General features: G+C 35.1%; 17 protein-coding genes. 6 read left to right on the top strand and 11 right to left on the bottom strand.

The window, feature by feature from the left end; translation table 11 throughout:
- Window positions 1-34: 34 nt before the first annotated feature.
- Window positions 35-2542, bottom strand: coding sequence for a M14 family zinc carboxypeptidase (locus tag AC0608_RS06815; RefSeq protein ID WP_478288552.1), 2508 nt, complete (start codon window positions 2540-2542; stop codon window positions 35-37).
- 236 nt (window positions 2543-2778) lie between these two features.
- Here AC0608_RS06815 and AC0608_RS06810 point away from each other — a divergent pair, with 236 nt between their 5' ends.
- Together AC0608_RS06810 and AC0608_RS06805 are read left to right on the top strand one after the other, a co-directional pair.
- Window positions 2779-4206 carry an L-serine ammonia-lyase gene (locus AC0608_RS06810; RefSeq protein WP_478288551.1) on the top strand — a complete coding sequence of 476 codons (1428 nt, stop codon included), beginning with the start codon at window positions 2779-2781 and terminating at the stop codon, window positions 4204-4206.
- Between the two features lie 136 nt (window positions 4207-4342).
- Complete coding sequence (locus AC0608_RS06805) at window positions 4343-4513, top strand: hypothetical protein (RefSeq protein ID WP_417961602.1); 171 nt, start codon at window positions 4343-4345, stop codon at window positions 4511-4513.
- A 147-nt stretch (window positions 4514-4660) separates the two neighbouring features.
- Here AC0608_RS06805 and AC0608_RS06800 read toward each other — a convergent pair whose 3' ends face one another.
- The 10 genes from AC0608_RS06800 to AC0608_RS06755 form a co-directional block, all read right to left on the bottom strand.
- Window positions 4661-6397 carry an ATP-binding protein gene (locus AC0608_RS06800; protein ID WP_478288550.1) on the bottom strand — a complete coding sequence of 579 codons (1737 nt, stop codon included), beginning with the start codon at window positions 6395-6397 and terminating at the stop codon, window positions 4661-4663.
- Window positions 6398-6485: 88 nt separating this feature from the next.
- Entirely contained in the window at window positions 6486-7613 is a 1128-nt protein-coding gene (locus tag AC0608_RS06795) for a sensor protein KdpD (RefSeq protein ID WP_417961606.1), read from the bottom strand.
- A 25-nt stretch (window positions 7614-7638) separates the two neighbouring features.
- A complete protein-coding gene (locus tag AC0608_RS06790) occupies window positions 7639-8721 on the bottom strand; it encodes a porin (protein ID WP_478288549.1) in 1083 nt (360 codons plus the stop codon).
- Window positions 8722-8912: 191 nt separating this feature from the next.
- Window positions 8913-9467, bottom strand: a complete 555-nt coding sequence (locus AC0608_RS06785; RefSeq protein WP_478288548.1) for a K(+)-transporting ATPase subunit C — start codon at window positions 9465-9467, stop codon at window positions 8913-8915.
- A gap of 103 nt (window positions 9468-9570) precedes the next feature.
- Window positions 9571-11604: a potassium-transporting ATPase subunit KdpB gene (gene kdpB, locus AC0608_RS06780; RefSeq protein WP_478288547.1), complete on the bottom strand. Its 2034-nt coding sequence runs from the start codon at window positions 11602-11604 to the stop codon at window positions 9571-9573.
- Window positions 11605-11612: 8 nt separating this feature from the next.
- A complete protein-coding gene (gene kdpA / locus AC0608_RS06775; RefSeq protein ID WP_478288546.1) occupies window positions 11613-13334 on the bottom strand; it encodes a potassium-transporting ATPase subunit KdpA in 1722 nt (573 codons plus the stop codon).
- Between the two features lie 19 nt (window positions 13335-13353).
- Window positions 13354-13431: a K(+)-transporting ATPase subunit F gene (kdpF, locus tag AC0608_RS06770; RefSeq protein ID WP_111410498.1), complete on the bottom strand. Its 78-nt coding sequence runs from the start codon at window positions 13429-13431 to the stop codon at window positions 13354-13356.
- Window positions 13432-13625: 194 nt separating this feature from the next.
- Window positions 13626-13907 (bottom strand): DUF7674 family protein, encoded by a 282-nt coding sequence (locus tag AC0608_RS06765; protein WP_417961617.1) that lies wholly within the window; start codon window positions 13905-13907, stop codon window positions 13626-13628.
- A gap of 198 nt (window positions 13908-14105) precedes the next feature.
- Window positions 14106-15449: a sigma-54-dependent transcriptional regulator gene (locus AC0608_RS06760; RefSeq protein WP_478288879.1), complete on the bottom strand. Its 1344-nt coding sequence runs from the start codon at window positions 15447-15449 to the stop codon at window positions 14106-14108.
- A 66-nt stretch (window positions 15450-15515) separates the two neighbouring features.
- A complete protein-coding gene (locus AC0608_RS06755; protein ID WP_478288545.1) occupies window positions 15516-15989 on the bottom strand; it encodes a nuclear transport factor 2 family protein in 474 nt (157 codons plus the stop codon).
- A gap of 71 nt (window positions 15990-16060) precedes the next feature.
- Between AC0608_RS06755 and panB the strand changes: the two genes are divergently transcribed.
- The 4 genes from panB (at window position 16061) to AC0608_RS06735 (ending at window position 19882) form a co-directional block, all read left to right on the top strand.
- Window positions 16061-16879 (top strand): 3-methyl-2-oxobutanoate hydroxymethyltransferase, encoded by an 819-nt coding sequence (gene panB, locus AC0608_RS06750; protein WP_417961621.1) that lies wholly within the window; start codon window positions 16061-16063, stop codon window positions 16877-16879.
- A 93-nt stretch (window positions 16880-16972) separates the two neighbouring features.
- On the top strand, window positions 16973-17662 hold the full coding sequence (locus AC0608_RS06745; protein WP_417961622.1) for an RluA family pseudouridine synthase: 690 nt from the start codon (window positions 16973-16975) through the stop codon (window positions 17660-17662).
- Between the two features lie 163 nt (window positions 17663-17825).
- Window positions 17826-19154 carry an aldehyde dehydrogenase gene (locus AC0608_RS06740; RefSeq protein WP_478288544.1) on the top strand — a complete coding sequence of 443 codons (1329 nt, stop codon included), beginning with the start codon at window positions 17826-17828 and terminating at the stop codon, window positions 19152-19154.
- Window positions 19145-19882 (top strand): nitroreductase family protein, encoded by a 738-nt coding sequence (locus tag AC0608_RS06735; protein WP_478288543.1) that lies wholly within the window; start codon window positions 19145-19147, stop codon window positions 19880-19882. Before AC0608_RS06740 ends, AC0608_RS06735 begins: the two co-directional genes overlap by 10 nt.
- Window positions 19883-19898: the final 16 nt, after the last annotated feature.

Raw genomic sequence — 19898 nt, 5'->3', positions numbered from 1 at the left:
ATATCGTGCTCTTTTGTATTAAGTAGTTCACTCTTTAGTTTACTAAGAACAAAGCATTACTAAATAACAAATTTCCGTTTTCCCAGAAACCTCTAAATAAAGGATTATCAACCATGTAAATTACAGAACCATTCCCTTTTTTTTCTACTGCAAAACTTACTGTGTTATTCAGTTTCTTTTTGATTTCATTACCCACAAAACCATAACTCTTATAATCTTTAGGAACATATACAACATTCGTGGCTTTCTTCAATAGCGAATAATGCCTGTCATCCGTTTTTAGGCTAAAATATTTATCGCCTAAACCAAAAGACATTGGGTGGGTTTTATTAAGAAGATTTTCAATAATAGCTCCCGGAATCGATTTAGAGATATACCTACGCTCTGAATCTTGAAAATCTAAGAAGCGCTCTTTCAATTCCTCTTCTTCAGCTTCTTTTTCAGAACTAATTTTATCTTCCTCAGTAGCAAAAGGACTCAGTGCGTAGCCCTCTTTAGCTTCAAAAAGAGTAAGCGCACTATTCATTGCAATCACTTTTCCTCCATTCTTAATCCATTCTCCTATTTTCTTTTGCTGGTCTTCATTTAAATCATAATACCCATCCGCTAAAATAATCGTGTTGTAATTGAATAGGTTTAGTCTATTAAAATTATTCACTTCGACTACGCTTATGGGGTATCCTATAGTTTCTTCCATGAAATACCAAGCGGCACCAAACTCTGTAGAACCAACACCTTTTCCAGATAACAAAACGACCTTAGGTGCTTTCAATAAACTGAAATTTTCACCGCCAACATCTTTAGAATTAGAAGAAAAACCTGTAGCTATATAACTGTAATCAGTTTTTACTTTTACCAGTTCACTAATCGTTTTTTCAAAATCCACCACTTTAGGATTATCTGCTTTGGTCACTAACAAACCACCAGGTTCAACAGTTACATCCCCAAAAACAGCTTTCTTCATTGCTGATCGCACCTTTATATTATTTTGATGCAACAAAGACAAAACCTGGGCTGAAATTCTGTTATTCCACGGAATATGAAATGCATATACATTTTGAGGAATTACTTTTTCTTTCGCTTCGATTGATGCTTTTGTTTTGATGTCTAAACTATTCTTCAATGCATATCCTTCTACGCCATACGCTAAAGGCAAAGCCCATGAAGTAATGTCATACGATAAACTATCATTTAGTTTTTGATTCGGTTCAAAAAGCACTTGGGCAAAAACGGCTTTTTGTTGGTCTACTTTTACAATCAAATCATTCGGTTCAATCGTAAAACCATTTTCTGCCTTTGTGTTGTAATTGAATCCCGATGCTTTTTGACTGGCATCGGCATAACTGAACGCTACATTATTTTTTTTCAACAAATCCGCCATTTGAACTAACTTCGGATTGCTTTTCATTACATACATTTTATACTTTCCCTTCACTGTTTTTCGGGAATTATTCATAAAACCTCTGAATCCTTTGAGTAAAACCTCTGCTTGAGCTGATGCCGATTCTACAACCGTCAAAACTGCCGTTGCGTGATGGGTTAATCGATCCTGTATCGTCAAATTGATACCATTACTCATCGTAACTGCTCTCCCAGCGCCTATTCCTCCTTGTTCTAATGTCATTCCTACCGCTCCATTGTAAGTAGGATATGTATCACCATAACTTGGATAAAACAAATCAAAGCGTTCTCCAGTATTGTACATCCAGTTTTGAGCATCAAACTTTTTTGAAATATTTTTACCTAAAGTGTAATGAAAATCTTTTTGGTACTTCTCAATGTACTCGTGCAAAGGTTCCGCAGATGGTGGAAAAAAATACGGAGAATCGTATCCCATTTCATGCACATCTGTATGCACTTGTGGCATCCATTGATTGTACAATATAATACGCTGTTGGGTTTCAGGCTGGGTTTGCCACGCCCAATCTCTATTTAAATCAAACATATAATGATTGTACCTACCTCCTGGCCATGCTTCCATGTGTTCTCTGTCTGATAATTCCGGATGCATTTTTTTTCCTGAAATTTCCCTTAACCAATTTCCGTATCTTGAATATCCATCAGGATTGATACACGGATCAAGGATTACAATTGTATTCTCTAACCACTTTTTGGTTGCTAGATTCGAAGGATTTATCAATTCATAAGCTACTGTCATGGCGCTTTCCGTTCCTGCAAATTCATTTCCGTGAACATTGAAACTCAACCATACGATTAGCTTATCACCAATCAGCTGGGATTTAGTTTCGGATAAGCCAATGGCTGCTAAATTATTATTTCGTATTTGTTCCAAATTAGCTAAATTCTCCGGACTTGAAATAAAATACACGTTCAGATCTCTTTGTTCCGGTGTTACGCCATACTTCTGCTGTTTGATAAAAGTAGACTTTTCAGTAAGCTGTTTGAAGTAATTTTCAACTTGATGGTAGTAGGTTATTTGTTTTCCATAATTGGGTAAAAATTCTGAAGGACTCTGTACTTGTGAATGAACACTTAGCACACAAAGTAGTATTAAAAAAAAAGGAAAAACGGTCTTTTTCATGTTTTACGGGTTAGTTATACTTCAAAAATAGCCATTTAGGAAGTATTGCACAAGGTAAATTTTGGAATAATTAAATATTGATTTTACCAAACCTCTAGCTTTTATTAATTCATATTTGTTGAAGAATAACAACAATACAGTAATATTCATTATTAAATAAACAATATTATTCTAATTTTGAATAGTACCCTTGCTACATTCTATTATATTTGCAGACAACAAAATTCACACTACAGATGGAAGAATGTATCTCCGTTTTTGACATGTTAAAAATTGGTGTTGGACCTTCGAGTTCACACACACTTGGACCTTGGAGAGCTGCCGAACGCTTTCTTAGCGAATTAAGAACCGAAAATTTACTTCATACAGTACATAGGGTAAAAATAGATTTATACGGTTCTCTATCCTTGACCGGAAAAGGACACGCGACAGATTTAGCCGTAATGCTGGGTTTAAGCGGACAAGATCCTGAATACATTCCCGTAGAAAATATTGATGTAATTATTAAATCCATTGAATCAAAAAACGAAATCAATTTAGGAAACGAAAAATCGATCCCTTTTTATTTCCTCCAAGACATTATTTTCAATAAAAACTTTCTTCCTTTTCATGCCAATGGAATGACTTTTACAGCCTATATGACTGATGATAGCGAATACGTTTCCACTTTTTATTCAATTGGTGGCGGATTTGTGGTCAAAGAAGAACGCATCAACGCCAAGAAGAAAATTGCCATAAAATGTGCTTTTCCGTATCCAATTGAGAAAGCAGCAGAATTATTGGATTATTGCAAAAAAGAGAACAAATCCATATCGGAAATTGTCTATGAAAATGAGAAATCGATGCGCACCGAAGCAGCTATCGATCATGAATTAATGCGCATTTGGAATACGATGCTCGAATGCATGTACATTGGCTGCCATTCAGAGGGCATTCTTCCAGGCGGATTAAATGTGCGTCGCCGTGCTTTTGATATGCACCAAAACCTCATTGGCTTAGCCAATTATGATTCGCCACAAACCTGGCTTGAAGAAATCAGAAAAACAGAAGTGAAATTTCGACAAATACTGAAATGGGTTTCTTGTTTTGCTCTTTCGGTTAATGAAGTAAACGCCGCTTTAGGTCGTGTAGTTACAGCTCCAACAAACGGAAGTGCAGGTGTCATTCCATCTGTTTTAATGTATTATTTAGTAATTGAAAACCATAATGCCGGAGAAAAGGAAATCAAACAATTCTTAATGGTTGCCGGAGAAATAGGCAGCATTTTCAAGAAAGGTTCTACAATATCAGCCGCAATGGGTGGTTGTCAGGCCGAAATAGGCGTTTCTTCCTCAATGGCTGCTGCCGCTTTATGCGAGTTAATGGGCGGTACCCCAGAACAAGTTTTAATGGCTGCCGAAATTGCTATGGAACATCACTTGGGATTGACGTGTGATCCTATTGGTGGCTTAGTTCAGATTCCTTGTATCGAAAGAAATACGATGGGTGCCATAAAAGCAATTAATGCGGCTGAATTAGCGCTGGAAACTGACCCCAAAAACGCAAAAGTACCACTAGATAAAGTGGTGGATACCATGTGGCAAACCGCCAAAGACATGAACAACAAATACAAAGAAACTTCGGAAGGCGGATTAGCCATTGCCGTAAATATGGCTGATTGTTAATTCGATTGAATGATTTCTTCTTATCAATAACTTTACTAAAAAGGTTCTCCTTGTAAATACCCTAAATTTAAAATACTGATAATCAAAAATTAAATTATTTACAGTACATTTAATCTAACTGTTAAATTATAATAAAATGGAAATCAACTGGGTAATAATCGGTATTGTAATTATTTGTTTGGTTATTTTGATTGTATTTCTAATTAGAAAAAATCAAAACGATAAAAAAAAGTATATTCATTTCTTGAACAATGATTTCAAAAAAGCTAAAGAAGAAGAGTCTGACATGAATGACGACACCTATTAATTTGTATTACTAGACTTTAAAAAAAGGGGTAATAATTATTTCACTTTACATGAAATTAAATATCGTAATTAATTTCATGTAAAGTGAACAGTCATGTTGGATAAAAAATTATCAAAACAATCCATAATTAGACCTAAGTATTTAAAATCAAACCATGCTCAATTTAAAATAAAAAGTACTTCCTAGTCCCAATTCACTTACAATACCAATAGTCCCTCCTTGCGCTTCTATGAATTCCTTGCTAATGGCTAAACCCAATCCTGTCCCTGATTTATGGCTGCCGGGAACCTGAAAATATTTATCAAAAATTTTAGTTTTATACCGGCTGTCAATTCCTTTTCCGGTATCAATTATTTGAAAAACAACCTCATTATTTTCTTTTTTCAATTGTACCGTAATGCTACTGTTTTCAGAAGAATAGCGTATCGCATTGGTTAGAAAATTGATTAAAACCCAAGCTGTTTTCTCACTGTCAGCCTTCACTTCGGATAAATTAGGTTCCGCCTCAATCCGCAATTCGATTTGCTTTTGTTCAGCTTGTAATTTTATTGCTTCAACAGCATAATTTACAATCTCGTAGGGATTAGTTTTTGCCATGTTCAACTGAATATTTCCTGTTTCCAATTGGGATAATTCCAATAATTCTCCAGTGATTTTAAGCAATCGTTGGCTGTCTTCTTTGATCCCTTGTATGAGTTGTTTTTGGTCGCTATTGATTATTCCAGTTTCTGATTTTTCAAGTAATTGCAGGCTCATTTTTATAGAAGCAATAGGGGTTTTCAACTCATGCGAAACGGTCGCAATAAAATTAGTTTTGGCAAAATCCAATTCTTTAAAAACAGTAATATTCCTTAAAATTATGACATCACCAATAGTAATCGTTTGATCCTCACCAGTTGGCTGTATAGTAATGGTCACCGTTTCTTTTTCGAAATAACTTTCTTTTCCATCGGCAAAAATTTTCATTGGAAGTGATTTTTGTCCAGCATTTTTAGCGTCGTTTTCCAATTCTTTTATAATCAAAGAACGCATCAAATCATTTGTCAATGCCAACGAAGAAGCCAGTTTCCCAATCACTTCCTCTGCTTTTAACGCCATGATTTTCAATGCCTCATCATTCGCAAATAATACAATACCATCATTATCCAATCCAATAATCGGGTCATGCATATTATTAATCAACGTTTCCAATCGTTTCTTTTCAAAAGATAGTTTATGCAAATTACTATTGCTGTATTCCTCCAGTTTTTGTGCCATTGTATTGAACGATTTGGCCAAATCACCGTACTCATTATGATTCATGAAATGTACTCGTTCCGTGTAATTTTTATTGGCAATTTCTTTAATACTTCCCGTAAGCTCTTTTATTGGATTAGCAATATTATTAGGCAAGTTGACCAATAAATTAAAAGCAATTAAGAAGCAAAGTGTACCCGTAACGGCAATCCATAAATTAGCTGTTTCTGCAGTGTGTTTGGCAATGTCACTTTTCACTTTAATCGCAACCATATTCAATTTCATGATCTCGAAAATATCCTGACGAATTTGGCTTTTCGCAGCTTCATCCGTCCTATTTTTTTTCAAAAAATCAAAACTTTTTTGCAAATTATATGTTACTTTATCCTCTCCAATCTCCGTTATATTGGCAATTTGCTTTCTGAGATTCGTTTCGAATACAACAATTGCTTTTTCTTCATCTATATTAATTTCATCCAGTGAAAGAAGCATATTTCTAGAATACTCTAGAGTATTATAATTTGCTTTTAGAATATTTTCAGTGTCTTTTTTTATAGAAAAAATATAAAATGCAGCTACTAATGACAAAATAATTATCATTAGAAAAAGTAGGCCAACGCCTAAATTTAATTTGGTTTTAATTCTCATTTTGTCATTGCGAGGAGCGAAGCAATCTTATCCTCTTTATTTAATTAGTTATTATTTTTCACCCGTATGAATTTGTCTTCAACACTTTTTAAGACAATATAACTAGATCAACATTTGATAACGATAGACTATTCAATAAGCGTCTGAAAATCGTTGTTGATAAAATTACTTTAAATAAATTGAAGTGTGGTTTTCCTATGCAAACCGTTGTGATGTTTTTTTGTTCCACAATTTTCAACATGGTATCCGTGATATTAGAATTCTCCATCTTGATTACTTCCGCACCAAGCTGTATGGCTAATTTGAAATTATTTATCAAATGGCGTTGTTTGTCCAATGCAATTTTGTCACTACTTTCTTTTGGTGTAACTACGTACAAAACATACCAATTACAATTATAATAACTGGCTAAACGAGCCGCTTTTCTAATTACAATTTTAGCTGTCTTGTCGTTGCTGCTAATGCAAGCCAAGAGTTTTTCATGCCTTAAAGCACTATTTTTAGGCACTTCATTCTCTACTTTTCTAAGTACTTGGCCCGCAACTTCTTTTAAGGCCAATTCTCGCAATTGTAAAATTTGATCTGATTTAAAAAAATTATTTAAAGCCGTCTGAATTTTATCCGCAGTGTAAATTTTCCCTTCTCTTAAGCGTGCAATTAAATCCTCTGATGTCAAATCAATATTCACCACCTCATCAGCCAATCGCAGTACATTATCCGGAATTCGTTCCTGAACATCAACATTAGTAATGCGTTTCACATCTTCATTCAAACTTTCAATATGCTGAATATTTACTGCCGAAATCACATTAATTCCCGCATCTAAAATCTCCAGAACATCCTGCCACCGTTTTTCATTTTTGCTGCCCTCAATATTAGTATGCGCTAGTTCATCTATTATTACCACTTCAGGTCGCAGATTGATAATCGCCTGAACATCCATTTCATCGAGTTGCTTTCCTTTATAGAAAAGAGTACGTCTAGGAATGACGGGCAAACCGTTTAACAATTCATGGGTTTCTTTGCGATTGTGCGTTTCGATATACCCAATTTTAACATCAATTCCGTTTTTCAACAACGTATGCGCTTCCTGTAGCATCCGAAAAGTTTTGCCTACACCGGCACTCATCCCGATGTAGACTTTAAACTTTCCTTTACGTGATTTCTGAATTAAATCAAGAAAGTGTTTTACATTATTTTCTTTTTCGTTGTCCAATTAGAGTTATATTTTAGAAAAAAAATTAAAATGAAATCGCTACTGAAGTTGTTAAAAATACGTTTTGATTGTTGGGCAAATTATCTTTCAAAAACACCTCATCTTTACTTTTTAAATTTCTGGCTTCTACTCTAAAAATTAAATTTTCAGCCACTAAATAGTCAAAGTTAGCCGAGAAACCATAGGTTTTAAATCCGTTTGGTGTTCCTGTGGCAATGATTACCCCTTTTTCATCCGCATAATATTCACCTCTTGCTGCCAATTGAATTTTAGCGGTCGGTTTGTATTGTGCAATTAAAACTGGTGAAAACCAAACATCATAGCGATCACTTTTCACCGCCGTTTGTTGCGCTCCGATATCAAAACCGGTATGAATATTTACTTTTTCAGACACTTTAAGCAAGGCATAAAAGTTGTTGAAATACCGCCATTTTTTATCCGTGTCCGGTTGTTCATTCCCCACATACGTACTCCAGTTCAAAGCCACTGAAGACGAAGGTTTGAAAGTCACTTGCGTGCCAAAAGCCGGGGTTTGATTGCCGTCAATTTTCTGGATGCGTTGCCATCCGTTCAGATACATCGCCGCCAAATACCATTTCTCGCTTTTTGAAGTATACCCAATTTTTACTCCCGTTTCGTAATACGGTGAATTATCAGCTAAAATACTTCTGGTCACAGCCATACAATCTTTACCAATGGCACTTTCAAACCCAATGTGTGAAGGCATAATTCCTGCATCAACCCAAAGATTATGTGTTGCCGATATCTTCACGCCTATATTGGCTTCATACACATTTTTCAACAAATCCGGTTCGGCAGCCAGATTGTATTGGGCATACGTTCCAGCCATAAGTGCAAAATTTCCCCGAATATTGTCCTTGGCATAATTTACTTTTGCCATTCCTAAATTCAAATTGACTTCATTGTGTTTGTTGTGACTGTAAAAAAAACCGGGTCTGACATGATTGTCGGGTTTGCCAAAATCATAACTGTAATATGTTTCTATATAACCCGAAAACGTGAAAGGACTTTTTTCTTTCTCCACTTCCTGAGCATTTATCGTTGTACCACCAAAAACTAGCAATGCTATACCTATTAATTTTTTCATTTTTATTATTTATTATTTAGAGCTAATCCCGCTATTCGTTGCAATCTTATATTTTTAAACAAAAAAATATAAGGATTTTCACTGCTATCAGGGCTAAAAAGCATTATTCAATAATTAAAAAATCTATTTTTAATCAACTCCTTAGAACCCTTTAAGGATTAAAATCTAAACTGTTTAAATTAGAATTCTATTTATTTCAATGCATCCAAAGCGACATTCAACTCTAAAACATTGACTGTTGAAGTCCCCATCATTGCAGGTGTGTTGATTTTAGTTTCGACTAAAGCTTTTACTTTCACCACTGATAATTTTCTTTCTTTTGCTACTCTTTTTACCTGAATTAAAGCCCCTTCCGGTGAAATATTTGGATCTAAACCACTCCCGGAAGCCGTCACCATATCCGATGGAATTTCTCCTTTTTTCAAATACGGATGAACGATTAGAAAAGTATCAATTCTTTTTTGAACTAAAGCTAAATATTCCGCATTGCTTGGCCCTTTGTTACTTCCCGCACTTCCCGCTGCATTGTAATCCACAGCAGAAGGCCTTCCCCAAAAGTAGTTTGATTTATCGAATTTCTGTCCAATTTTTTGATACCCCACAACTTTTCCGTTTACCATAACCGTTTCTCCTTTTCCGTTGTTTGGAGCAAGTTGTGCTATTCCGAAAATTGCCATTGGATAAATGATTGCAAACAATATTACTATAAAGAGTGTAAATTTTAATATTGAAAATATATTTTTCATTTTTTTATTGTTAAATGTTATTTTAAAAATGTGAAATGTGGAAGTATGTTGAATTGACATTATGAGATTCTCTTTTTACTTCGCACATTTCACTTCTTACTTTTTAAATAAATAATGCTACAACTAAATCAATTAATTTAATTCCAATAAAAGGTACAATCAATCCACCAAGTCCATAAATCAAAAGATTTCTTTGTAAGATAGCACTGGCACCAATTGGTTTATAATCAACCCCTTTCAAGGCTAGCGGAATCAATATTGGAATGATAATCGCATTGAAAATCACTGCCGATAAAATGGCCGTTTCCGGACTGTGTAAACGCATGATATTCAAACCTTCTAAAGCCGGAATTGCGGTGATAAAAAGTGCCGGAACAATAGCAAAATATTTAGCAACATCATTTGCAATCGAAAACGTAGTCAGTGTTCCTCTAGTCATCAACAGCTGTTTTCCTATCTCTATAATTTCAATTAGCTTGGTTGGGTCATTGTCAAGATCAACCATATTTCCAGCTTCTTTCGCTGCTTGCGTTCCGCTGTTCATCGCCACACCTACATCGGCTTGTGCAAGAGCAGGAGCATCATTTGTTCCATCACCCATCATGGCGACAAGTTTACCCATTTGTTGTTCATTTTTGATGTAGTTCATTTTGTCCTCTGGCTTGGCTTCGGCAATGAAATCATCTACACCAGCTGCTTCGGCAATGAATTTAGCGGTCAAAGGATTGTCTCCGGTAACCATAACCGTTTTCACACCCATTTTTCGCAAACGGTCAAAACGTTCTTTCATTCCCGTTTTGATAATATCCTGCAATTCAATAACGCCTTGCACCTGATTATTTTTAACGACTACCAATGGCGTTCCTCCTTTAGAGGAAATGTCAATTACTTTTTGAGCGGTATCTTCAGGGAAAATGTTCCCAGCTTGGAGCGTAATGTTTTTTGCGGCATCTTGAGCGCCTTTTCTAATATTGGTACCGTCTCGTAAAACAACACCACTTGTTCTTGTTTCTGCAGTAAATTTGATTAAAGTGGCTCCTTCAATAGACAGTTTGTTGGCCACTTCATTTCCGGCTAATTCCACAATACTTTTTCCTTCAGGAGTATCATCTGCAAGTGAACTTAAAACTGCCGATTTAATGAAATCATCTTCCGAAACACCTTTTGCAGGATAAAAATGGGTTGCTTTTCGGTTTCCAATTGTGATTGTACCAGTTTTATCCAAAAGCAATACATCAATATCACCGGCAGTTTCCACTGCTTTCCCTGATTTGGTAATGACATTAGCACGCAAAGCTCGGTCCATTCCTGCAATTCCTATAGCGGATAGTAAACCACCAATCGTAGTCGGAATCAAACACACAAAAAGAGAAATAAAAGCAGCTATAGTTATTGGCGCATTGGCATAATCAGCAAAGGGCTTCAAGGTAACACAAACAATCACGAAGATTAAGGTAAAGGCTGCCAATAAAATGGTCAAGGCAATTTCATTTGGGGTTTTCTGACGGCTTGCTCCTTCCACCAAAGCAATCATTTTGTCCAGAAAACTTTCGCCCGGTTCATTTGTAACAATTACTTTTATCTTATCAGACAATACCTTTGTTCCTCCAGTTACGGATGATTTATCACCGCCCGCTTCCCGAATTACAGGAGCACTTTCTCCCGTAATCGCACTTTCGTCTATCGTGGCTAAACCTTCAATAATTTCACCATCGGTGGCTATTAAATCCCCTGATTCACAGATAAAAACATCTCCTTTTTTCAATTCAGATGAGCTGATATTTTTAATTTCACCATTTGGTAAAACTTGTCTCGCTGGTGTTTCTTCCCTTGTTTTTCTTAAACTGTCTGCTTGAGCTTTTCCTCTGGCTTCGGCAATTGCCTCCGCAAAATTGGCAAACAAAAGTGTCGCTAATAAAATTAAAAACACAATAAAATTATAAGCAAAACTCCCTTGATCCTGCGCACCAAATAATATGGCAATACAAACGGCAAGCATAATAGCCGTTCCGATTTCTACGGTAAACATTACCGGGTTTTTGAACATTATTTTAGGATTAAGCTTAACAAAAGACTGCACTAAAGCATCTTTTACCTGCTTGCTCTCAAACAATGAATTGGATTTATTTTGAGTCATTTTTTATATTATTTTAATGTAAAATATTCTGCCAATGGTCCTAAAGCTAATGCTGGAAAGAAAGATAACGCTGCAATAATGGCGATTACGGCAAAAACCATTATTCCAAAAATAGTTGTATCTGTTTTTAATGTTCCTGCACTTTCCGGAATGTATTTTTTATTCGCTAATAATCCTGCAATGGCCAAAGGACCAATTATAGGAAGGAAACGACTCAATAACAACACAATTCCAGTGGTGATGTTCCAAAACGGATTGTTGTCTCCTAAACCTTCAAATCCGGAACCGTTGTTAGCAGCACTCGAAGTATATTCGTATAACATTTCAGAAAAACCATGATGCCCAGGATTGTTGAGCCAGCCTGAAGCGTTGCCGCTAAACCAATAGCCCATTGCGGTGTCATTTGCAGCAAAATAAGATGCCAAAGCCGTTCCTGACAATATTAATAATGGATGTAGAATTGCGATGAAAGCAGCAATTTTGACTTCACGAGCTTCGATTTTCTTCCCTAAAAATTCTGGGGTTCGACCCACCATTAATCCTGAAATAAAAACAGCGAGGATAATAAAAATATAAAAGTTCAAAAAACCAACACCACAACCTCCATAAAAGGCGTTGACCATCATTGCCAGTAATTGCATCGAGCCTGAAATAGGCATCGAGCTGTCATGCATGCTATTGACTGAACCTGTAGAAATCACTGTTGTGGCGATACTCCAAAAACCTGAAATGGCAGGGCCAAAACGGACTTCCTTGCCTTCCATAGCTCCTGTAGCCTGCATAATTCCCATTTTTTCTATGGCTGGGTTTCCATTGAGTTCACTAATCACTGTTGGTATTACTAAAAGTAAAAAACCAATGGTCATTACCCCAAAAACTACGTAGGATAATTTTCTTTTCTTTAAATAAAAGCCCAAAGCAAAAATCATCGCAAACGGAATTATTAATTGTGCCCACAATTCAACCGCATTCGTAAAATAAGTAGGATTCTCTAGCGGATGCGCCGAATTGGCTCCAAAAAACCCTCCACCATTGGTTCCAATATGTTTGATGGCAATAAATGCTGCCGCTGGCCCACGAGAAACTTCTACTGCATCGCCTTGCAACGTAGTAATGGCATCTTTTCCTTCAAAAGTCATGGGTGTACCACTAAACAATAAAACAATCGCTACAATTGCTGAAAGAGGCAGTAAAATACGCGTACAACTTTTGATAAAATAAGTATAAAAATTCCCTAATGTATCCGTAGATCTCTCTTTCATTGCAGTGAAAACCATTGCTGCTGCTGCCATCCCAACACCAGCTGAAACAAATTGCAAGAACATTAGAAACAATTGAGATAAATATGAAACTCCTGTTTCCCCTGAATAATGCTGCAAATTACAGTTTACCACAAATGAAATAGCAGTATTAAATGCCAGATCAGGTGACATATTTGGATTGTTATCCGGATTTAAAGGCATTGAACCTTGAAACAGTAAAATAAAAAAGCAAAGAAAAAACCAAACCATATTCACGCTCAAAAGCGCTTTTAAATGTTGTTTCCAGTTCATTTCTTCCGTGGCATTGATCCCGCTGATTTTGAAAATAAAATTTTCAATTGGATTGAAAATCGGATCAAGTAATGTTTTATCGCCTGAATATATTTTGGCAATATACTTTCCTAAAGGAATAGCCAAAACTATGGAAACAATAAAAATACTAATGACGCCAAATAATTCTGTGTTCATAAAAATTAGTTTAATTGAGTTAAAATTTTTCGGGTTTGATTAATACATAAACCAAATAGCCAAAAACGGCAAGCGCGACAATAAATAGTGCAGTCATAATTTAGATTTTTTCAAAAAATTCGACGGATTTAAAGCAAATCGCAAACAATAAAACAGCTAATGCGAGTAATAGAATAGTGATCATAGTCAAAAATGTTAAGGTTTAAATATTAAGAAGTAAAATATAGGAAGTGAAAAATGTTTTAATCTGGTGTTGTTTAGTTTTTACATTTCACAAAAACCATATTACAATTACACTCCTGAAGCATTGATTTGTTTGATGTATTCCGCTTTCAACGATTTTGGAAACAAATTTGAAATGTTGCAGTGACGCAATTCCATAAAAGAGGATACCGAAAAAACATATACGTTGGAGATCGCATTTTTTGTTTCATTGCTTCCCGTTGCAAATAGACGCTCCGCCAAAGCAAGACACTTTTTAGCTCTGGCAATGTTGCCTGAAATTATAGCTCTTTTAGTTATTTCGGCAAAGCGTTCTGCTTGTTTGTAAATCGTGGTGACTTGATTTTTCATAAGAATAATTTTTATGTTCTTCATCGCTTATGCCAAAATGTATTCCAAGAAATCTCAACTCATCCTAAAACACCGTAAATTAATAACTTATGTTTTTTTAGTTAAAATTTGCCATAAAAAAAGCCTATCATAATGATAGGCTTTTATCGTTTTGATACCCTCTTAAGGATTCAAACCATTAATGGCTATGCTTTAAAATTACTGAATGCTGTATTCTTCTAGTTTTCTATAAAGTGTTGCAATTCCTATTTCTAATAAGCGTGCAGTCTCTGCTTTATTACCTTTGGAGTAATTCAATACTTTTTGAATGTGGAGTTTTTCAATACTTTGCATAGAAAAAGCAGATATTATTTTAGTATTTTTTTCAATTGGATGTTGCATTTCATAAGGCAAAAGATCTGCAGTGAGCGATTCCCCATTTACCAAAATTACGGATCGCTCAATAATATTCTTTAATTCCCTTACATTACCGGGCCAATGATACAACTCTAATTTTTGTAGAAATTCAGCATCGATAGTCAACTTTTGCTTGTTTGTTTTAGCAGAAAATTGTTCTACAAAATAATAGGCCAAAGGAGCAATATCTTTTATTCTTTCGCGTAATGACGGAATTGTAATCTCAAAAATGTTCAACCTAAAATACAAATCAGAACGAAAACGATGTGCTTCACTTTCCGTTTTCAAATTGCGGTTCGTTGCCGCAATCAGTCGAAAATTAGATTTTTTTGGAGTAGTATCACCTATTTGAATGTACTCGTTGGTTTCTAAAACCCGCAATAATTTAGCTTGTAATTCTAATGGCATTTCGCCAATTTCATCTAGAAATAAAGTTCCACCATTGGCCTCTTCAATAAATCCTTTTTTATCTTTTATCGCTCCAGTAAAGGCCCCTTGTTTGTGTCCGAACAACTCACTTTCAAGAATTGCTACACTAAAAGTACTGCAATTCAGTGCTACGAATGATTTTCCAACCCGATGGCTGTTCTCGTGAATCGATTGTGCAAAAACTTCTTTTCCCGTTCCGGTTTCGCCAGTTAAAAGTACCGTTGAATCTGTTTTGGCTACTTTTCGGGCTAAATCAATGACTTGTTCTAATCCTTTAGATTTTCCAATAATAGTATCAAAGGAATATTTATCTGAAATTCGTTTCTCGAGTTGTTGCACTTTTTTCAGCAGTTGTACTTTTTCAAGTGCTTTGTATAATAGCGGAATTATTTTATCATTATCATCCCCTTTCACGATATAATCAAAAGCTCCGTTTTTCATGGCTTGAACCCCATCGGAAATTTTGCCGTAGGCCGTTAATAAGATAACCTCTGTAAGCGGAAAAACAGTTTTTATTTTTTCAAGAAAATCTAATCCACTACCATCAGGAAGTTTGACATCACAAAGTACCACATCAATATCATTGTGTTCTAATTTCTTGAAACCTGATTTTAAATCACAGGCTTCAAAAACTTCAAAACCTTCTGACTTTACTATTCGTGTCAGAAGTCCACGAAGTTTTTCTTCATCGTCAATAATGAGTATGTTTTTCAAAATAGCATTTGTATCAATTAAAGCACAAAATTACCTTTTTTAATGTTGGCAAATAAAAAATAATTGGTTTTACTTTCTTCGGGTATCGATAAGATGTACAATTTTCCATTCTGAAGTTTTGGAACAATTTTTATTTAAAAGTGTAAAAGAATTCACCCCTTTATGACTAAGCTTTCCATTCACATAAAACTCATAAGGCGTCCAAGCGTGGGCCATACTTCCATCGACTTGAATGGAATAGCTCAGTATTTTTTCCTGAAATTTTATTTCGACAGGAATCGAAGCTATTGATTTAAAAAAAACTTGAGGTTTTTCATTGGATAATGTAATGCCTTTGGCATTATCAGCAATCGATTGTAAAATTATCTGGTCATCACAAAGATTATGCAGTTTCAGAGTGTCTTTGGCATGAAAAGCCTCGAAAAAAGTTTCAATTACTTTTTGAATTTCTTGGTGTTGAGCTTGAGAATTAGCGGATATAAATAATCCTAAAATTATTAAAAATTCTTCATGATTTGCTAGTTTAATTAATTGGTACAACAAGTAACTTTACTGTTACATTTTTAAGATAAAAATATACATTTTGTTACCTTTACAATCTTAAAACAACAAATATGTCTGTCGCAAAAAAAGATTATAAAAGGATTACTACAAAATCACTGATTGAGATGAAAGCCAATGGAGAGAAAATTTCCATGCTTACCGCTTATGATTACACTATGGCTAAAATTGTTGATACAGCCGGAATTGATGTAATCTTAGTGGGCGATTCCGCTTCGAATGTGATGGCTGGTCATGAAACCACTTTGCCTATTACTTTAGATCAAATGATATATCACGCTTCCTCGGTGGTAAGAGCTATAGAAAGAGCGTTGGTAGTTGTTGATTTGCCTTTTGGAAGTTACCAATCGGATCCTAAAGAAGCCTTGCGTTCCGCTATCAGAATTATGAAAGAGAGTGGTGGTCATGCCGTAAAACTGGAAGGTGGTAAAGAGATTAAAGATTCTATCAAGAAAATATTAAATGCAGGAATTCCAGTTATGGGACATTTAGGTTTAACACCACAATCAATATATAAATTTGGAACCTATACCGTTCGTGCCAAAGAAGAAGAAGAAGCACATAAATTAATCGAAGATGCTAAATTACTGGAGAGATTGGGTTGTTTCGCATTAGTATTAGAAAAAATTCCCGCTCATTTAGCAGAGAAAGTAGCTCAAAGTATTTCAATTCCAGTAATTGGTATCGGTGCAGGTGGCGGTGTTGATGGTCAAGTTTTAGTAATTCATGACATGTTAGGAATGAATAATGAATTTAGTCCGCGTTTCTTGAGAAGATATATGAATTTATACGACGAAATGACAACTGCTATTGGTCAATATGTTGCTGATGTAAAATCAAGTGATTTTCCTAATACCAGCGAACAATACTAAATTAGACTTCTTAGCTTTTTATATTAGTAAGATTCTTAGAGCCAATACCTAAATCATTAACTAGTCTAGAAACCAAACCATCTAAAAACCAAAATGAAAATAGTTTCTACTAAAAATAACCTTCAAGTTCTTCACGAAGACAACCACATTATTGTTGTAAACAAGCGAGTAGGTGATATTGTTCAGGGGGATAAAACAGGTGATAAACCACTTTCGGATGTGGTTAAAGAATACATCAAAGATAAATACAACAAACCCGGAGAGGTGTTTTTAGGAGTAGTGCATCGTTTGGACCGTCCTACAACCGGAATAGTCGTTTTTGCTCGCACCAGTAAAGCGTTGACAAGAATGAATGAACTATTCAGCAACCGTGAAACTCAAAAAACGTATTGGGCAATTGTCAAAAATAAACCTTTGAATACTACTGATAAATTAGTTCATTTCCTTAAAAGAAACGAAAAAAACAATACTTCAAAAGCACATGTAAAAGAAGTTCCTGATAGCAAATTAGCTAGCTTAGAGTATACAATAATCAAAGAACTCAATAATTATTTTGCGTTGGAGATCAATCTTCATACCGGCAGACACCATCAGATTCGAGCACAACTTTCAGTTATTGGTTCACCCATAAAAGGCGATTTAAAATATGGTTTTGACCGAAGCAATCCGGATGGAGGGATTCATTTACATGCCCGAAAATTAGTTTTTATCCATCCTGTTTCTAAAGAAAATATAGAAATCATCGCACCTACACCAGATGATGTGATATGGAATGCGGTATAACCCAAATGTACATTTTTACAAAAAGAACATCTAAAAATATCGTTTACCCATACATTTACCCTATAAAACAGGAGAATTTTTTTCCTGTTTTTTTATTAATTTTATTTGGCACAGAAAGTTGGATTCAATAATAATTATGTAATTTTAAATTTAAAATCATCCAATGAATTATAGAACCAATATAAAGTACCGAAAAGAATCCTTAAAAAAATTATTGCACGTCATCACCAAATATGAAGAAGCAATTATTAAGGCTTTGTATGATGATTTTAAAAAACCGGCTTTTGAAGCTGTTTTAACCGAAACTAATTATGTCATCAGTGATTTAAAAGAAACCATAAAAAATATCGATTCATGGGCCAAGCCAAAAAGAGTTTTTGCCTCTTTTTTAAATTTCCCGTCATCTGATTTCATTTACAGTGAACCCTATGGAAATGTATTAATACTGTCGCCTTGGAATTATCCTTTTCAACTGGCCTTATGTCCGCTTATTGCTGCTGTTGCTGCCGGCAATAAAGTAACTCTAAAGCCATCCGAGCTTACCCCAAATACTTCGAATATTATAGCTAAAATTATAAATGAAACTTTCCCTGTAAAAGATGTTGTGGTCATTACAGGAGATGCAACTATTGCCCAGGAATTATTAAAAAAACGTTGGGATTATATTTTTTTTACAGGAAGTGTTGCCGTTGGAAAAATAGTCGCTAAAGCAGCTGCTGAAAATCTAACCCCAGTTACATTAGAGTTGGGCGGAAAAAGTCCATGTATTGTTGATGAAACTGCCAATTTAGAATTAAGTGCCCGACGCATTGTATGGGGGAAAATCATAAATGCCGGACAAACCTGTGTTGCACCTGATTATATTATGGTACACCATAAAATAAAGGATACTTTCGTGAAATTTTTAATTCAGGAAATTGAAAAAGCACTTGGGATTAATCCAGAAGAATCTCCAGATTATGCCCGAATCATCAACCTTAAAAACTGGCAACGACAATTGCGCTTGTTAGAAAATCAGAAAATCCTTTTTGGAGGACAATCCAATAGCGAATCACTATACCTCGCCCCTACTTTATTAGATGAACCAAATATGGATAGCTTAGTAATGAAAGAGGAAATTTTTGGACCAATTCTGCCCATACTTTCATATAAATCAAAAACGGATATTGAAAAAATAATTTCAAGCTTCGAAAAACCATTGTCCTTCTACTTATTTTCTCAAAATAAATCCTTTATCGATGAAGTGTTGCAAAAATATTCATTTGGTGGCGGTTGCATTAATGATACGGTGATCCATTTGGTCAACAATCGCCTGCCTTTTGGCGGTGTTGGAAATTCAGGAATGGGAGCATATCACGGAAAATTAAGTTTTGATATTTTTTCCCATAAAAAAGCCATCGTAAAAAAAGGGACTTGGCTTGATTTGCCTTTGCGTTATGCTCCCTATAAAAACAAATTAAAAACCATTCAAAAAATATTAAAATGGTTGTAACCAATGAAAAAACGGTAAGCGAAGCCATAAAATACAGACGTTCCGTTAGGGTTTTTAAAAACATAAATATTGAGGAACAAAAAGTTAAGGAATGTATCGAGTTAGCAACTCTGGCACCTACAAGCAGCAACATGCAACTTTGGGAATTTTATCACATCGTTTCCCATGACTTGATCCAACAAATTGCTAAAGCCAGTTTTAATCAAAATGCAGCAAAAACAGCACAACAAATTGTAGTCGTTGTAGTAAGGAAAGATTTGTGGCGTAAAAGAGTACAATCGAATATCACTTACTTAAAAACGCAATATGGTAATAAGCCAAATGCTGACTATTCGAAAAGAGAAAAATTTGCGTTGAATTATTATCAAAAAATTATTCCAGCTCTTTATTTTGATTTCTTAGGAAGTATTGGAATGCTAAAATTTTTTGTATTTCAAGTCATTGGTTTATTCAAACCCATCTATAGACAAGCCAGACAAAGCGACATGCGCATTGTTGCTCACAAAAGCGCGGGACTTGCTGCTCAGAATTTTATGATTAGTATGGCAGCCATAGAGTACGATACCTGTCCAATGGAAGGTTTTGATTCGCTGAGAATTAAAAAAATATTACATTTGCCTCCTTCTGCAGCAATAAACATGATTTTAGGTTGTGGAATTAGAGACGATACTGGTATTTATGGAGAACGATTCCGTATACCGTTTGAAGAAATTTATTTTAAAAAATAATGAACCAATTTACAAA

The sequence above is a fragment of the Flavobacterium sp. GNP008 genome (assembly GCF_056428965.1).
This window is presented reverse-complemented; position numbering and strand designations above follow the sequence as displayed.